Origin of the sequence: Paenibacillus sp. Soil766, from assembly GCF_001428105.1 — a bacterium.
Classification (GTDB): Bacteria; Bacillota; Bacilli; order Paenibacillales; family NBRC-103111; genus Paenibacillus_E.
Genome location: NZ_LMSJ01000010.1, coordinates 18,044 through 34,546 on the forward strand (window position 1 = coordinate 18,044; position 16,503 = coordinate 34,546).

Below are 16,503 nucleotides of genomic sequence, written 5' to 3' on the forward strand. Positions count from 1 at the left end.
TGCGCACAATTTTTGTGCGCTAGCTTGCCTCCGCCGACCCGGCTACTGCCCTTGCGCACAATTTTTGTGCGCTAGCTTGCCTCCGCTGGCCGAGCTACTGCCCTTGCGCACAATTTTTGTGCGCTAGCTTGCCTCCGCCGGCCCGGCTACTGCCCTTGCGCACAATTTTTGTGCGCTAGCTTACCCTCCGCCNGCTACTGCCCTTGCGCACAATTTTTGTGCGCTAGCTTGCCTCCGCCGGCCCGGCTACTGCCCTTGCGCACAATTTTTGTGCGCTAGCTTACCCTCCGCTGGCCGAGCTACTGCCCTTGCGCACAATTTTTGTGCGCTAGCTTGCCTCCGCCGGCCCGGCTACTGCCCTAGCGCACAATTTTTGTGCGCTAGCTTGCCTCCGCTGGCCGAGCTACTACCCTTGCGCACAATTTTTGTGCGCTAGCTTGCCTCCGCTGGCCGAGCTACTGCCCTTGCGCACAATTTTTGTGCGCTAGCTTGCCTCCGCCGGCCCGGCTACTGCCCTTGCGCACAATTTTTGTGCGCTAGCTTACCCTCCGCCGGCCGAGCTACTACCCTTGCGCACAATTTTTGTGCGCTACCGCAACTCCGCCGACCCGGCCCATGCCCTTGCACCACAAAGAGCAGCCATCCCACAAGGGATGACTGCTCTTTTCTTTCATCTCGATATTTCACATAGACATTTTACACTAACGTTCTTAACGCCTCCAAAGCCGCCTCATAATTCGGATGGCTACTCATTTCAGTCAAATACTCCACATAGCGAACCGTATCATTCGCATCCACGATGAAGATTGCACGCTGATCCAACTGGATCTCTTTGATAAGCACACCGTATGCTTGACCGAATGAGCGATTTTTGTAGTCGGAAAGAGTAACGACTTTATCGATACCGGCAGCGCCGCAGAAACGACTTTGTGCAAAAGGCAGATCCACCGAAATCGTCAAAATAACGACGTCGTCACCAAGTTTATCGGCTTCTACATTAAAGCGGCGCGTCTGAGCGTCACATGTTCCTGTATCAACGGATGGCACAACGGAAATGAGCTTCACTTTGCCCGCATAATCCGCCAGACTGACTTCGGTCATCAGGTCCTTATTTACTTTAAAATCTGGTGCTTGATCCCCTACTCTGATTTCTGGCCCCAGTAAAGTGATCGGATTTCCTCCAAGGGTAGCTACCCCTGTGCGTTCTTGTATGTGTGTCTGTGTCATATCATAAACCTCCTAAGATATATGTGAATGGTTGTTTTTCGTGAATGTGTTCCTACGTTTTATGATGTACGGCTTAACTTAAACCGCTGCAATAACAGCTTTCAACTTTTCTTTGCTCTGCAACCCAACCAGCTGATCGACCACTAGCCCATCTTTAAAAACAAGTAAGGTCGGGATACTCATCACGTTGTATTTCGCAGCGGATTCTGGGTTATCATCGACGTTGATTTTAACGATTTTCGCAGCGTCACCGATTTCGGCTGATAGTTCATCTAGAATCGGAGCGATCATTTTACAAGGACCACACCATGGCGCCCAGAAATCGACGAGGACGGTACCGGCACCTGTTTCATTTTGAATAGTAGCATCAGATATATGATTAACGGACATAGCTCATTCCTCCTTGTACTTCGTGCTCTACATTCGCTTGTTGCTCAGAGATAAAGCGTTCGGCATCGAGCGCCGCCATACAGCCGCTGCCTGCCGAAGTAATCGCTTGGCGGTAAATTCGATCCTGTACATCGCCACAAGCGAACACCCCTGGGATTGTCGTTTGAGACGTACCCGGAATCACCTGCAAATAACCAAGCTCATCGGTTGGCAACTGCCCGCCTAAGAAACCCGTGTTCGGGGTATGCCCGATGGCTAGGAAAATCCCGTCCGCCTCAAGCAACTCTTCTTGACCTGTCGCGTTATTGTGGACTTTCAGTCCTGTCACACCCATCGGACCTGCCACCACTTCAAGTGGTGTGCGATTCAAGCTCCAAGCTACTTTACTATTGCCGCGAGCGTGATCCTGCATGATTTTCGAAGCTTTGAGATCATCTCTACGATGGACCACACGCACCTCGGAAGCGAATCGAGTCAGGAACTGTGCCTCTTCCATTGCGGTGTCTCCACCGCCGATGACGATGATTTTCTTGTTCCGGAAGAAAAATCCGTCACACGTTGCGCAAGTACTTACCCCTTTGCCAATATTGTCGGCTTCACCAGGTATGCCTAATTTCTTAGCAGTTGCACCTGTTGAAATAATCACCGAGTCTGCGGTCAATTGTCCGCCATCCTCAAGAAATAAGGTAAATGGACGTTTAGAGAAGTCCACCTCTGTTACGCGCCCCGACTGAATCGTTGCCCCGAAGCGAAGCGCTTGTTTCCGCATGTTGTCCATTAGCTCAGGTCCTGTAATCCCATCAGGGAAACCTGGGAAGTTATCGACTTCTGTTGTCGTGGTCAGTTGACCACCTGGCTGTATGCCCTCTATAACAAGCGGTGAGATGTTCGCTCTTGCTAAGTAAATGGCTGCGGTTAGTCCCGCAGGTCCTGTTCCGATAATGATCGCTTTGTGATGCATAGGAATTCCTCCTTTTTTACTATGGTGGTGCTGATGTCGCAGATTAACATTGCGTGCAATTAAATTTTCAACAAATCTTATGAACGAATCATATCAATTTCGATTTGTTTTGTCAACAATTTAATTGTGTACAATTTAACGATGCGCACTACCATTATCTATTAAGCTCACATTCAGCTTACGCTCATACTTCCTTCAGCTTGGTCAGGCATAATGGGGTTCAGAACGAGAACGACACTAACAGCCACATCACGAGAGGAAGTATATACATGAATTCAAAAAATAATCGCCTATGGGTATGGACCTCATCCGCCCTTTTGGTCAGTTTGATCGCTTACGCTTCGGTATTTCCACCTGTTTCTAAAAATAACGACGAGAAAGCCGTTGCCAAAGTCAACGGGGTTGAAATTAGCACGACTAAGCTGTATAACGCTTTGGTAACAAGTGGCGGAGCGCAAACATTAGACTCCATGATCACCGAAGAACTTATCAACCAAGAGAGTAAGAAAGCCGGAATCCAGATTACGGATGCCGATGTGACGAACGAAATTCAAACGATTCAAGCTACGTATGGGTCGGAGGATGAATTTAACCAAGCGCTTGCCAACTATGGCATGACATTAGACGATTTGAAGAAAAACATGCAATCCCAAGTGATGCTGAAGAAGATTTTGGAACCACAAGTCACCGTAACTGACGATGAAATCAAGAAATATTATGATGACAATTTAGAATCATTAAAAGTGCCCGCACAAGTGAAAGCTTCCCATATCTCTGTAGCGACGGAAGCTGAGGCTGAGGCCATTATTGCGAAGTTAAAGAGCGGCGGAGATTTCGCAGCACTTGCGAAGGAAAGCTCCACGGATGCAGCATCGAAGGATAAAGGTGGAGATCTTGGCTATATCTCAGCAGGACAAGGAGATCCGGTGTTTGAAGCCGCGGCATTTGCTTTGGAAACAGGCGGTCTAAGCTCTGCAGTACAAACGGCAACAGGCTATGATGTTATTAAAGTAACGGATCATAAAGCTGCTTCAACACCAACGCTTGCAGACAAAACCGCTACGATTAAACAAACATTAGTCGATCAGAAGATCTCAACGCTTTCCCAGACTTGGTTGGAACAAAAGAAATCCGAAGCAAAGATTGAAAACAACTTGGCCGACTTAGCTTAGACAACCTAGTTCTGGCTGAAATGAGCGGGCGACCGCCCTGCGTCCGACAGGATTGATGAGTCTGTTTGAAATAACTGTAAAATAAGTAGTTAATTTGTGCCTTTTTCATCTGAAATCCAATTTAGATGGAAAATATCCAGTTATTCCTAACTAATTTCTGCTTTCCTAGTAAAATGGCGCCATTTAGCTACATGAAATCCATCTATTTCGAAAATTTAAGCTAAATCCGCAGAAATAGCTGTATAAAATCCAGTTAATGAGTTCGGTGGACGGTGGTTTGGCGGATAACTGGCGACTCCAAGTGCGACGGTGGATTGACAGACAACTAGTTACTCTCAGGCGCGACGGTGGATTGGCAAACATCTAGTTACTCTCGGGTACGACGGTGGATTGTCGGATTGGAGCACCACCTGCTGCCCGAATTCGACACCCGCTCCCCTAACAACACCAACCCCCCCTTAGCTGCAGCTAAGGGGGGGTTTCTTATACTTTTACGGTGTGCGAAGCTTCATGTCGTCCAGGCTTTTGAATTGGTAGCCCTGCGCACGCGCGGCATCAATGATCTTGCCCAACGCTTCCGTATTGTCGCTGGATACGGAATGCAACAGAATGACAGCGCCTGGATGCAGCTGCGCCATGACGTTTTTGTAGGCATACTCCCAGCCCTTCTGCTGCTTGGGCTCCCAATCGCGATACGCAACGGACCAGAATACATTCGTGTAGTTCAGTCCTTGGCTGACAGCCAGCGAGCGGTCGTTGAATATGCCTCGCGGAGCGCGCAGATAGTGCATTTCCTTTTGCCCCGTCACCGCGGCGACCTCGTCTTTCACTTGGTTCAGCTCTTTCTGTATGCGCTCCGCCGGAATCTGGCTCATATCGGGATGGCTCCATGAATGGTTGCCGATCAGATGGCCTTCGGCTGCCATGCGCTTCAAAAGTTCTGGTTCTGTCCGAATATAGTGACCCGTTACGAAAAATATAGCCGGCACTTGCTTCTCTTTGAGCACATCCAGAATTCGACCTGTATAGCCTTGTTCATACCCGTTATCGAAGGTTAAGTACAATTCCTTTTGTGACTGATCGCCTGTAAAAACAGCGCCGTGCTGCTTCAAGAGGCCCTTGAATCCCTCTTCATCGATCGATGGCGGCTGGCCGTTGACACTCTTTTTGAAACCAAAGTGGTAGGTTCCATCCGCGGAGACCATGGTCATTTGCCCGGCCATAAGAGCTAGGGAAAATAGGAAAATACGCAAGATTTTCATATGGATGTCATGCACTCCTTGCCTTGTGTGATGAGTTGTGGCGAGTTACAGCCAACTGGGACTGTTACTAATATGCCACACCACGGCAGGAGATTATGTGTTTGTACCTCAATCGATCACTTTACCGAATGCTTCTACAATGTCTGCTCGAAACGACAAATGAGTTAGCTTTTGAATCTCCGCATAGGATTCCTTTTTCGAGGTTTCCTGCCTGTAGGAACGCGGCGTCGTCATAGCAAGGTACATTTCTACAATACCAAGCATCTGGGATAGGATAGGAATTTGAGCACCTTCTAGACGAAACGGATAGCCGGTTCCATCTATTTTTTCATGATGATACAAGAATACCTTCTCTACTTCCCGGAATTCCGGAATACCTTCACATAATTCCCTCGCCATATAGCAATGTTCTTGTACAACTTCGAACTCAAATTCCGTCAATTTACCTTCTTTTTCAAACATATAATCCGGCAGCTTCACTCTGCTTACAAAATGCATCAGTGAAAGCAAATCAATTTCCCACTCCTGCACACGCAGACCGCCATAGGCATGAACCAGCTTCTTCAGCAACGCACTCATTTCACCAATTTCTTTGCGTGAGGTTTGCGTTTTCCGCTCTCCTACAGAGATAAAGGATTGGAGCATATTGATCACCTGCTGCTTCTGTCTCTGAAAAGCAGTCGCTTCTGCATTACGTTTATATTGATGTAAGGAGATTTGAATAATAACTCCCAAAATGATACAACCCAGTGCATAAACACCTTTGGTTGTCGCCATGATAATAGATGAAGTATCGCCATTTGACGTAACGCTTGGCCCCAATATTTGAAAACTAATAAAATAAAGCAAGAATAAGAGCGAGCCATACATGTAAATCCTGAATTCAACTAACAAACTAAGCATAATTGGAAAAAAAATAAGGGCGACCCACATTTGCTGTAAGGTCAACGGGTTATATAAGGTGATCATAACAATTACCAGAAATATTAAGGCAGGAGCAATCATCTTCGAATACCGACTGTGTTTGGGCATAAGGTGCTGTAAGCCAAACATCGCCCACCCGAATAGGGATACTGTTGCAGATGTCAACATATATAAATGAGACTCTGCATTTCTACTAATAAGCCAGTAACATAAACCACTCAATGTGCATAGTGTAGCCATGCTGCCAATGATAAACATGCATAGCTGATGAATCGGTTGACTACTAAATCGCTGCACAATGTTCATAGCAAATTCTCCCTCGTCAGGTTAGAACTATTCTCTTTGGGTTGAAACATAGAGGTCCCCTTCATCACTTCATGGATGGTAGACAGAATCGTCTCTGGACTGGTGTCTTTCATCAAATATCCGTCCACACCCGCTTTAAAGGCACGATAAATATCTTCACTTTCGTCGAATGCGGTTAAGATAATAATTTTTATACGCGGTAGCCGCTCTTTCAATATTCTGGCACCCTCAATGATGCATCGCCCAGGCATTTTGAGATCTGTAAGAAGTAAATCAGGCATTAGTGCCAGTGATTGTATTACGGCTTCATTGCCGTCAGATGCTTCTCCTGCTACGGTGTATGAGCCACAACTTTCAAGCAGCATGTGAAGGCCTGCCCTAATCATCTTCCGATCATCGGCAATGACGACTTTAAACATAAGCCATACTCCTCTCACGTGGAATATAAGCCGTAATCGTAGTACCCTTACCGGGTTCTGAGTGGAAAGAAATCGCGCCATTCAAGGATTTAATTCGATTTTCCATGCCTCCCAGTCCGTATCTTCCTCCTGAATTCCCTCTAGACAACTTCATTCCCACCCCATCATCCCTGATTGTGATCGCCCATTGCACACTCGTAACCTCGATTTGCACATAAATATGCTTGGCTTTGGCATGCTTGATGACGTTATTCGCCGCTTCTTCAACCAAATGATATATCGCTTCCTCAATATCCAGCTGTTCGTGTGCAATCCAACCTATTTTCTCAAAAGTCGGTTTTACCTCAGTATGCTCTGTCACTCGTTGCAGCAGCTTCTCTATAGCATGATGAAGATTAATTTTTCTTTTCTCATCCTTCAATTCAATAATGAACTGCCTAATTCCACGATGACTCTCTTTGACCTTTTTCTCAACTTCTATGACAAAAGGAAGTGTCTCCTCACGAGCATCTGCCGGAAGAGCTTGTTTTAATTGGAACAGCTGGATAGAGATAAAGAACAGTTCCTGTGCGATCCCATCATGAATATTTTGCGCGATGATGTCCCGTTCTTTCGCAACGGCCGTCTCAGCTGCATACGCCAATTCCCCTTTGACAAACTGATCTGCTTCCAATCGGATGAGAAGAAAGTGAATATACAGTTTATGTAGAACTGTCAATTCGTTTTTATGTGCCTTCACAAGTAACCAACCGTAGACATTCCCCTGACGATCCCTAAGCGTTTCAATATAAAATGGCACAACCTCTCCTGCGGGAGAAGGCACGTCCGCATACACTTTGAAAGAATAGGGTCTATTTTGTTTCAAATAATTCGTATAGTACGTCTGTCTCCAGCTTTGAAGCTTTTCAGAATCGCTTGCACCAGCTAAGCATAGAATGACTTCGCGGTCATCTAACACCTTCTTCAGCACACCTTCCGAATAAGCGACCACGCCCTGATTCTTAGCCGAAGCCGCATAAGAACTAGTTGCATAGACCATCATGAGCTTCCTGTATTCTTGGCGAACAACCTTTATCCCGTAATGGATCGAGCCCATACAAATAAAGAAGATGAGCACAACAAAGCTATAATTAAAATGCTCCATCATATACCCATACATCGACAATGAAGCTGAACGGGAAAATAACAGGGGAATAAGCAGCGAATACACGAGTAGGATGGAATAATATATGTTCCATGTTACAAACCTTTTGAACATAATCAAACCAGCGAAGCTGTATACCAGAACTGGGCTCGAAATCCCCCCCGTTTGGCTAATCACATAAAGACCAAAACATACATCTGCTAGCGCTGTTAGCCATCTTGTTCGATTCATGTTTCTAATTTGAGCAAAACTATATATCGTTTGGAAAAGAACGGTCGTCAACAGCAACTCAGGTGTAACTGGGTTATTTCGGGCATGTATTAAGAGCCCTATCAGTAGCAACGCCCATCTGAAGGCAAGAAATACATATAAGCCAGTTTTCCTTTGCAAAAACATGTCTACCTGCTCCTAAACTTTAGGTAATCTTAATGGTAATTTGGAAGAATGTGTTATACAATAGTGAATTATCTAGTCTTAAGGTCATAGGCATTTAGAACTATAAAAACTATAACATAGTTTCGCTATATATAGGAGGGGTAACCACATGATAAACATCATTATCCTCGATGACCATCCGCTTGTTCGACAAGGCATTCGTACGATCGTTTCATCCAGCCCACTCATTCATGTGCTCGGAGAAGCGGCCAGCACCAGAGAAGCGCTACGCCTCCTCGAACAATCTAAACCTGATCTCATCCTCGTTGATTTGAATTTAGGGAGCGATAATGGCTTGGACATGATCCAAGAAGTCCGTCGTGCCGGACATACTTGCAAATTCATGATATTAACCTCCTCCATCACACGAAGCGAGCTTCAGCTAGCCCAATCCCAACAGATCGAGGGAATCTGCTTGAAAGAAGCCTTTCCTGAGGATCTCATCTATGCGATCGAGGTCGTATCTCGTGGACGTAAATACTACGATCCTGATTTAATGAGCTCCTTCATGGAGGATAATACCTCAGCGGATCAAGAAAACGTCCTATCCGATCTGACTCCCAAAGAGCTTGAGGTTCTGCTCGCCCTAGGTAAGGGATTTTCGAATAAAGAAATCGCCAACGCGCTGTATATTACTGAATTCACGGTTAAGAAGCATGTGAGTCAAGTCTTGGCGAAGCTTGATTTATCAGATCGCACACAAGCAGCCCTTTATGCCCTCTCCAAGGGATTAGTTCAGTTTGAACTTCAGCGTTAGAACGCCAAAGATCCGTCGGGAACCCCCGCCGGATCTTTCATTATTTCAATTCGAGCGGCATCGAAATTCTATGCATTGGAAATAGAGAAACGGCTGCATATCCCTTTACATCTTGGATATGAACAGGACCTAAAGAAGGATCCCGACTATCTTTGCTTTCCCCTAGTGTGCGATTATCACCGACAACGAACAAATAGCCGTTTGGTACGATTTGTTCATTCAAATCTTCCGATTCACCAACGGTGTACAGTTCCGCGAGAGGTTGTCCGTTTACATAAATCGTTCCATCTGTTATAAGGACATGGTCTCCTTGCACCCCTATGACACGTTTAATAATATTGAAACCGAGCCTCTCGTCTTTAATCACTACAACATCACCGTACTTAGGTGAACCGTAAAACAGGGGAAGTTTGTTCATTAACAGTATATTCCCATTTTGTAACGATGGATTCATTGAATTACCTGACACTTTCGTAATCCCTGCCACATTATGAATCACAAGAAAGAGCAGTGCCATGAGCAAACTAAAGCGAATCCAACCCCACACTTCACTTTTCTTCTTCTTCGCACCTACGTGAACGATTAAGCCTTCTTCCATACTGATATTCCCCTCGATCACAAGAATGTATATGTATTATTGGTAAGTAACCTCGGTTACTGTGGTTGACTCTGGAAGGGGTGGTTGCCCATATACATCAGAAACCACCGTGATAGGACTTGGAGTCTTTATCACAAGAGGATCTATAAATACAAGAGCAGGAGGCACATAGCTATTCGTTAAGTCTTCCATGGCTGCCTGTGCACTGATGACGATTTCTTGTAGCTTGCGTACCAGTTGCTCGCGGTCTTGACCAGAATGAATATCCATCTGGGACAGTAACTGTTGCGCATATGCTGACAAAGTATCTAAACGAATTTGTTTCTGCTCACCTGCATAGGTTTCTAAACTTAACGACGAAGCTTCAAGTCGTTGTTGTAATTCTTTCTTTAACAATTCCTTCTGTGCAGCGATCTCGGTTTGCATGGATTTGTCCAAGCTTTGCATAACCTGATCTGTTTTCTTCGCAAACCAAGAGGTCATTGCGCCTGCAAGATCTGTATCCGCATAAGAAATTCCAGTAGTTGCTGAGATGACAACCGTTAAAGAGACAATTCCAACAGCGATTTTACGCTTTGTCCACAACTGTTTTTTCACAATTCTACTTTTCACCCTGGCAACTCCTTCTGATTCGTATATAAAGCCAGAGATCCACGGATGGACCTCCGGCTGCTTGTATCGATTATGGAGCTGTAATTCCTTGGACAATTGCATCTAGTTCATCAAGTGCATCGCCTTCAAGCTTATCAGCAAGCGTGGAAATTCTTCCTTGAGCTGCAATTTGTTTGTCTGAAGTTGAGTTCGCAAGTTGAGTCTCTAGCGCACCGATTGTATTATTAAGATTCGTAGTTACTTCTGTTGCTGCTATTTCACTTTGCGTAGTAATGGAGCCATTCAAATTTGATTTCGTTGTACTAATTGCAGTATTTAAATCAGTTTGTGCTTTGGTGCTAGTTGTAGCTACACCAGGTGTCAGCACATTGTTGGAGTAGTAATTTTCATGATTTCTAACTGCATTTGCAATATCCTTCTCAGCTTTTACGCCAACAGCAGCTAAATCGGTATTTGTTTTATCGTTAGTTGTACTTACAAAAGAATCATACTCATTTTCGATACTGTTGTTAATAGCGGTTTTTGCACTATTGATTTGTCCTAGATACTCTCCATTTTGGTCATTAATCGCTTTATTGGCACCAGCCAACTCAGCTCTTCCAGTTGCGGCAATATTCGTACGAGCTGAATTAATTCCAGTTGTAACCGTTGTTTTCAATTCTTCTGTTTTCGTACCATAATACGTATTAAGATTGCCTGTAACTGCAGCTTTTGCTAAACCAGAAGCTGTGGTATACCACGTTTGCAGTTGCGCACCTGCATCTGTTTTCGCTGCAAAGGCTGTACCCATACCTGCTACTAAACTTGTTGCTACAACACCAATCGCCAACTTGCTTTTCAATGATTTCATCATTTCTCATTCTCCCTTAATCATATTTTATTGTTTAATGCGTTCACCTTGTGTGAACCCAGAACTCATGCTGTAAGCTAGTTGCTCAACTGTTCCGTTAGCCCTTGAATCGCTTCACTTGCCCATTCCTCGAGATCCTTACTCATTCGACTGGATGAGGCTTGTACAAACATATTGAAATTTTCACTACTGGATTTGGTCAACTCGATCGCGATACCGTCGAGCTGAGCTTCGTAAGTTTGTTGCGCTAGTACGATACTCTTTGAAGCCTTGTGACCTGCATCCACCGCAGTCTGCTCGATCTGAGCTCCTGCATGCGCTACACCTTCATCCTTCACTTGAGTCAATGTTTGTAGTGCAGTAACGGTGTTTTGTTGAAGCTTTTCACTGATCTCATGCTTATCAAGTTGTATGCCTAATTTCCCCCATACCTGCAAGGTTGACCCTGCATCTGTATAGGCATAAGCCGCTGTACCCATTGCGAGGGGTATCGATAAGCTTAAAGAAACGATCATCAACTTGAGAGTCTTTCGTATCATTTCAATTACTTACCTCCTCGATAGCTGCGCTTGCTTACATACAAATTGTATCTTGTTATCCAATTTGTGCCCTCGCCCTTAAGGATAATTTATGGCTACTACCTTCGCGGGAGCCGTTGGTATACTTTCGTACCATGTGCTAGAAACAACCCTATTTTCTCGGCAATTCAGTGATACCTCCCCATTCCACTTGGCTCTCATCTGAATACAATAGAGTACATGATCTGTAGGGGTGGAGATTCATATTCGTAGACGTGATCCTAAACCAATCAAAGAAGATTTACTGCATGTCCTGAAATTATCGTCAGAGGAAGACATTTATACAGCACAGGTTAACGGATTTTCTTTAGCCGATATCGCGAAAGCTAACCAGGTTGATGTTCAGAAGGTCATTGAACTCCAATTAGCGGAGCTAACGGAGCAGCTGCAGTTGCGACTGTTCAATGGCAGCATCACACCTGAGCAGTATCTTGCCCAGCGTGCCGAACTACCGGAAATCATTAGTAAAAGTGTGTATGCGATGTAATCGCGCTTGGCACTCCAATCGGGGTGCTTTTTTTGTCAGCGAAGGCTTGTTGCTGTTCTGCTTTTATGTCACTATGAAACTACTACCTACGCTACTTAGAAAGGAGTTCATGCGCTGTGAATTTCCATCAAATGATCCCGCTTGTTCCGCTAATTAATCATATTCAAGTGGCTTCGTCCACCTTAGCCGTCACAAGTTCACCTGGCAAATATCAACTAGTTATTGTACGCCAAGGTCATCTCACGCTACACTTCGACAGCCATGAACCCCTTATTTGCTCGCAAGCTTATGCTTGTCATCCTGATCAAGGCGACTACACCATTCAAGTACCCAGAACGAAGATCGTCGATTACGTCATTATTACGTATACCATGGTGCCAGACGAGCATGAATGGACCCTGCAAGGGCATCTCACAACCTTAAGCGAAATCAAAATTCACTATATGCTAGATGAAATTATTCGAAGAACGCAGGACCTTGATCCATTAGCAGCCTGTGAAGACACGACGCATATTATGCGAATGAGAATGATGTTAGAGCGCATCTTATTTATCTATCTACATGAATCGGATTTAACTCATGAGAAAAAGTCAGCTTCCGAATCGATCGAGGGAACGATCTCCTATATCAATGAGCATTACATGCTTGAACTTACCTTACCTATGCTGGCCCGGCGTGCGAGAATGAGCGTGGGGTATTTTACGGTTTTGTTTAAAAAGATGACAGGAACAACGCTGATGAGCTACTTGTATGCCCTGCGTATTGAGAAAGCGAAGATCATGTTTCAGCAGACCGATCTGCTGGCCAAAGAGATTGCGAGCCGTGTTGGATTCATCGATTACTTCCATTTCAGCAAAGTTTTCAAGAAAAAGACAGGCTGTACGCCCTCCGAATATATGATTCGCCACCCCAAAATCTAAAATTAAGACATGTCGGATCTGCATATTGGACATGTTCTATCCCTTTATTATTCGGTATTATACTCATTGAGAATAATAATCATTGTCACGGAGGAATGCTGAAATGAAATCCCTTTTTACTCGTATTAGCCTTATCGCACTGATCAGCGTTTTTGCACTAAGCCTTGCTGCTTGTGGCAAAACGACGAATACCGAATCAGCTGCAACAACGACACCAGCAGCTGCTAGCCCAACCCCTGCCGCTAAAGCAGATGGAAAGATAACTGTTCAAGATGCGGTGGGCACGGTTGAATTGCCTAAAAAACCTGAACGTATCGTAGCTATGGAATTCGGCTTCACAGACATCCTTGTCTCTCTTGGCGTACAGCCGATCGGTGTTGCGGACGATAGCTCCCCAGACCTTTTGATGGACTCCGTAAAAGCTTTGCTGAAAACTTACACATCCGTCGGTTCACGCTACGAGCCTAACATTGAACTTATTTCTTCCCTTAAACCAGATCTAATTATCGTTGATATTAATAAACATAAAGCTGCGATTCCACAGCTCAAAGGTATTGCACCTGTCCTTGTCTTGGATGACTTCCAAGCGGACTACAATCAAATGCTTAAGAACGTAGGCATTATCGCACAAGCCGTTGGTAAAGTTGAAGAAGGCAAAAAGCGCCTAGCTGAGCACCAAACGAAAGTTGAAGCGATGAAAAAGAAGCTTGCCGCATCGAATATTAGCGTACTCCCTGCGGTTGTGAATCCCAAAGGTTTCTTCGCTCACTCGGATCATGCATACAGCGGCTCCTTCCTCTCTATGCTTGGGTACAATGATCCGGTTAAAAATGCGACAGCTTATCCACAGATAACCCTCGAACAATTGGTTGAGGCGAATCCAAAAGTACTATTCGTGATGCCGACTGAGAAAGTTACCATCGTGCAAGAATGGGAAAAGAATCCACTATGGCAGAAAATTGATGCTGTAGCTAACAAAAAAGTATTCACTGTAGAGCGACGTGACTGGTCCTTATCCCGTGGCATGATCGGGTCAGAGAAAATCCTCGACGATATCGTGAAGAATTTGAGGCAGTAGTTCGATGAACAAACCCCTTAACCTTGAGAAGCAGAGCCGTAAATGGCCTCTGCTCTTCCTATTTTCTGCGAGTCTACTAGCGATGCTCATTGGGATTATTTCTAGTTTAAAATGGGGCCAATCCCCCGTGTCATGGCACACATTGTATGAAGCTGTGACCTATCAAGGCAGTGATAAGACCCATCTGTATATCCAAACGCTGCGCTTACCGCGCGCCATCATGGCATGCATCGTGGGGATGCAGCTGGGGCTCGCTGGGCTGCTCACCCAGCTCACGACCAAAAACCCGCTAGCTTCTCCCCACATCTTCGGCATCAATGCGGGGGGTGCTTTAGCGGTTGTAGTTGGACTTGTGTTCCTGCCACATTTCGGCAATATGGGGTTGATTGCTTTCGCCTTTGTCGGCGCTGCCCTAGGTGCCTTACTGGTCTGGTCACTCGCTGGAACGGGGAGCAAACAATACGTCTATATTGCGCTCGCTGGCATTACAATCCACTTCCTCCTGTCTTCACTAACGGAAGGGGTCATTATTCTTAATCAACATGCGACTGACAGCATGATTTTCTGGCTGGTAGGCTCTCTCAGTCAAGCCGCTTGGACTGAAGTGAGCGTGATCCTTCCGTTTTTTATAGGAGGTATGCTGCTGTTTGCGTTCATGCTCCCTTCGTTTAAACTGCTGCTTGTCGATGATGAGATTGCGACGGGGCTTGGCGGGCGCATCACGTTCGTACGTGGTATCAGTGTGCTGCTCGTCATTGTGCTCGCAGGCTCCGCAGTTGCCTTATGTGGTCCCATTGGCTTCGTCTGCCTCATCGTTCCGCATATTGCACGCGCTTTGGTGGGAACCAATTTGGTCGTACTCGGTCCGTTAACGGCTTTATTTGGCGGTATTCTACTGTTATATGCTGATTTTCTTAGCCGATTTATTGCCTTTCCGTTCGAGTCACCCGTAGGAATCGTAACTTCATTGATTGGCGCTCCGTTTTTCATATACTTAGCACTGAAGCAACGGAGGGCACGAGGATGACTCTGAAAACATGGCGTATCCCCGTTATTTCGGTGATTACAGCTTTTGCGCTGATGATCGTCCTAGCTATCATCTATGCGCATGTCGGCGCGGTTCGCATTCCTTATCGCGATGTATGGGCAGCTCTTACGGATGCGAAGCATCCTTCGTATTTTATCGTTCACCAATTGCGCCTGCCCCGTATACTGGTTGCTATATTAGCCGGCTTTGGACTAGCCGTTGGCGGCGTGATTCTCCAAAGCGTCATTCGAAACCCCTTAGCGAGCCCCGATGTGATCGGGATTACCAAAGGGGCTGGCTTTATGGCCGCCGGGGTCATTTTCTTGTTCCCTAAGCTGCCAAGCTATTACTTACCGATTGCCGCTTTCGTTGGAGCATTCGCTGCCTTCCTTATGCTGCTCCTGTTAAGTCGCCGGTTAACCTTGCGTCCCTCCCATCTTGCCCTAGTGGGCATTGCGATTGGGTCGATCTTTCAGGCTGGCATCCAGTATTTAATTATTCGCCATCCCAGTGACATCAATGCGGCGCTGCTTTGGTTATCCGGCAGCCTATGGAACCGCAGCTGGAACAACGTGTACAGCTTACTGCCGTGGATTGCCGTGCTGTTGCCCATCGTATGGGCGAACTTCGCCAAGCTGAACGTGTTTCAGCTTGGTGACGAGATGACCGCCGCACTGGGCGTGCGGATTGGGCGGCAGCGCTTCTGGCTGCTGCTGCTCGCAGTAGCCCTAGCCGGCATCTCCGTGTCGGCTGTCGGAGCGATCGGCTTCATCGGCCTGATCGCGCCTCATATTGCGCGGAGCCTCGTCGGCGGCCGGCACCAGTGGTTGATCCCGCTCGCCGCCTTGATCGGCGCAGATCTCATGCTGCTCGGCGACTTAGTCGGCCGCGTCATTATTCTCCCACGAGAGGTCCCCGTGGGGATTATGACGGCGGTCATCGGGACGCCGTACTTTATTTACTTGCTGCGCCGCGAGCGGCGGCGGCGGTAAGGAATTCCATAATTAACTCCTATCGCTACCTTTGGTTCATTTGCGCTTCTTAAGCTGCTTTTGTGTCAAACTAGCTAATATGGACGAGGCATTCACGTGAAATGCCTCCACTTCAACCTTATCTTCATCTTTACCTGTACAAACTACAGTTAATTCTTATGGATTCACTCGTTTCTGCTGAATAACTGGAAAACATGTAGCTAATTCGTTGGAATTTCGAAGAATCTGGTTGAAACCAGAGAATTAACTGTAGAAAACACCTCTAATCCCTCAAAAGCGTGAAACAGAGCTCAATTAGATGGAGAAAATCCAGTTATTCGTGTCTAATGAGCTTTTTATCCCTTCCCACGTTGTCTTATCTTCG

General features: G+C 46.0%; 18 protein-coding genes. 7 read left to right on the forward strand and 11 right to left on the reverse strand.

The features are described 5' to 3' along the window. Positions 1-696 precede the first annotated feature (696 nt). The 3 genes from tpx to trxB form a co-directional block, all read right to left on the reverse strand. Positions 697-1,227 carry a thiol peroxidase gene (tpx, locus tag ASG89_RS08325; protein WP_057310140.1) on the reverse strand — a complete coding sequence of 177 codons (531 nt, stop codon included), beginning with the start codon at positions 1,225-1,227 and terminating at the stop codon, positions 697-699. Positions 1,228-1,305: 78 nt separating this feature from the next. Next, on the reverse strand, positions 1,306-1,617 hold the full coding sequence (gene trxA / locus ASG89_RS08330; protein ID WP_057310141.1) for a thioredoxin: 312 nt from the start codon (positions 1,615-1,617) through the stop codon (positions 1,306-1,308). Next, complete coding sequence (gene trxB / locus ASG89_RS08335; RefSeq protein WP_057310142.1) at positions 1,607-2,578, reverse strand: thioredoxin-disulfide reductase; 972 nt, start codon at positions 2,576-2,578, stop codon at positions 1,607-1,609. Before trxB ends, trxA begins: the two co-directional genes overlap by 11 nt. 269 nt (positions 2,579-2,847) lie before the next feature. On the opposite strand from trxB, the gene ASG89_RS08340 reads away from it, so the two are divergent. Further along, positions 2,848-3,750 (forward strand): peptidylprolyl isomerase, encoded by a 903-nt coding sequence (locus tag ASG89_RS08340; RefSeq protein WP_057310143.1) that lies wholly within the window; start codon positions 2,848-2,850, stop codon positions 3,748-3,750. Positions 3,751-4,241: 491 nt separating this feature from the next. Here ASG89_RS08340 and pdaA read toward each other — a convergent pair whose 3' ends face one another. From pdaA to ASG89_RS08360, 4 genes are all read right to left on the reverse strand, one after another. Beyond that, positions 4,242-5,012 (reverse strand): delta-lactam-biosynthetic de-N-acetylase, encoded by a 771-nt coding sequence (gene pdaA / locus ASG89_RS08345; RefSeq protein WP_057310144.1) that lies wholly within the window; start codon positions 5,010-5,012, stop codon positions 4,242-4,244. Positions 5,013-5,120: 108 nt separating this feature from the next. Continuing rightward, complete coding sequence (locus ASG89_RS08350; RefSeq protein ID WP_057310145.1) at positions 5,121-6,242, reverse strand: HD-GYP domain-containing protein; 1,122 nt, start codon at positions 6,240-6,242, stop codon at positions 5,121-5,123. Continuing rightward, complete coding sequence (locus ASG89_RS08355; RefSeq protein ID WP_057310146.1) at positions 6,239-6,661, reverse strand: response regulator transcription factor; 423 nt, start codon at positions 6,659-6,661, stop codon at positions 6,239-6,241. Before ASG89_RS08355 ends, ASG89_RS08350 begins: the two co-directional genes overlap by 4 nt. Continuing rightward, complete coding sequence (locus tag ASG89_RS08360; protein WP_057310147.1) at positions 6,654-8,201, reverse strand: sensor histidine kinase; 1,548 nt, start codon at positions 8,199-8,201, stop codon at positions 6,654-6,656. Before ASG89_RS08360 ends, ASG89_RS08355 begins: the two co-directional genes overlap by 8 nt. Positions 8,202-8,349: 148 nt before the next feature. On the opposite strand from ASG89_RS08360, the gene ASG89_RS08365 reads away from it, so the two are divergent. Continuing rightward, positions 8,350-8,997 (forward strand): response regulator transcription factor, encoded by a 648-nt coding sequence (locus ASG89_RS08365; RefSeq protein ID WP_321166486.1) that lies wholly within the window; start codon positions 8,350-8,352, stop codon positions 8,995-8,997. A 40-nt stretch (positions 8,998-9,037) separates the two neighbouring features. Here ASG89_RS08365 and lepB read toward each other — a convergent pair whose 3' ends face one another. The 4 genes from lepB to ASG89_RS08385 all read right to left on the reverse strand — a co-directional run bounded on the left by lepB (position 9,038) and on the right by ASG89_RS08385 (position 11,596). Beyond that, the gene (gene lepB, locus ASG89_RS08370) at positions 9,038-9,595 is read right to left on the reverse strand and encodes a signal peptidase I (protein ID WP_057310148.1); all 558 of its coding nucleotides are present in this window, start codon (positions 9,593-9,595) and stop codon (positions 9,038-9,040) included. Positions 9,596-9,631: 36 nt separating this feature from the next. Beyond that, positions 9,632-10,309, reverse strand: a complete 678-nt coding sequence (locus ASG89_RS08375; protein ID WP_157276566.1) for a hypothetical protein — start codon at positions 10,307-10,309, stop codon at positions 9,632-9,634. Next, positions 10,278-11,060 carry a hypothetical protein gene (locus ASG89_RS08380; protein WP_057310150.1) on the reverse strand — a complete coding sequence of 261 codons (783 nt, stop codon included), beginning with the start codon at positions 11,058-11,060 and terminating at the stop codon, positions 10,278-10,280. Before ASG89_RS08380 ends, ASG89_RS08375 begins: the two co-directional genes overlap by 32 nt. A 74-nt stretch (positions 11,061-11,134) precedes the next feature. Continuing rightward, entirely contained in the window at positions 11,135-11,596 is a 462-nt protein-coding gene (locus tag ASG89_RS08385) for a hypothetical protein (RefSeq protein WP_057310151.1), read from the reverse strand. Positions 11,597-11,828: 232 nt separating this feature from the next. Between ASG89_RS08385 and ASG89_RS08390 the strand changes: the two genes are divergently transcribed. The 5 genes from ASG89_RS08390 to ASG89_RS08410 all read left to right on the forward strand — a co-directional run bounded on the left by ASG89_RS08390 (position 11,829) and on the right by ASG89_RS08410 (position 16,139). Continuing rightward, positions 11,829-12,122 carry a hypothetical protein gene (locus tag ASG89_RS08390; RefSeq protein WP_056611039.1) on the forward strand — a complete coding sequence of 98 codons (294 nt, stop codon included), beginning with the start codon at positions 11,829-11,831 and terminating at the stop codon, positions 12,120-12,122. A 116-nt stretch (positions 12,123-12,238) separates the two neighbouring features. Then, a complete protein-coding gene (locus ASG89_RS08395; RefSeq protein WP_057310152.1) occupies positions 12,239-13,042 on the forward strand; it encodes a helix-turn-helix transcriptional regulator in 804 nt (267 codons plus the stop codon). Between the two features lie 103 nt (positions 13,043-13,145). Continuing rightward, the gene (locus ASG89_RS08400) at positions 13,146-14,120 is read left to right on the forward strand and encodes an ABC transporter substrate-binding protein (RefSeq protein WP_057310153.1); all 975 of its coding nucleotides are present in this window, start codon (positions 13,146-13,148) and stop codon (positions 14,118-14,120) included. A 4-nt stretch (positions 14,121-14,124) separates the two neighbouring features. Further along, entirely contained in the window at positions 14,125-15,147 is a 1,023-nt protein-coding gene (locus ASG89_RS08405; RefSeq protein WP_057310154.1) for a FecCD family ABC transporter permease, read from the forward strand. 53 nt (positions 15,148-15,200) lie between these two features. Next, complete coding sequence (locus ASG89_RS08410) at positions 15,201-16,139, forward strand: FecCD family ABC transporter permease (RefSeq protein ID WP_414813254.1); 939 nt, start codon at positions 15,201-15,203, stop codon at positions 16,137-16,139. The last annotated feature ends 364 nt before the right edge of the window (positions 16,140-16,503 follow it).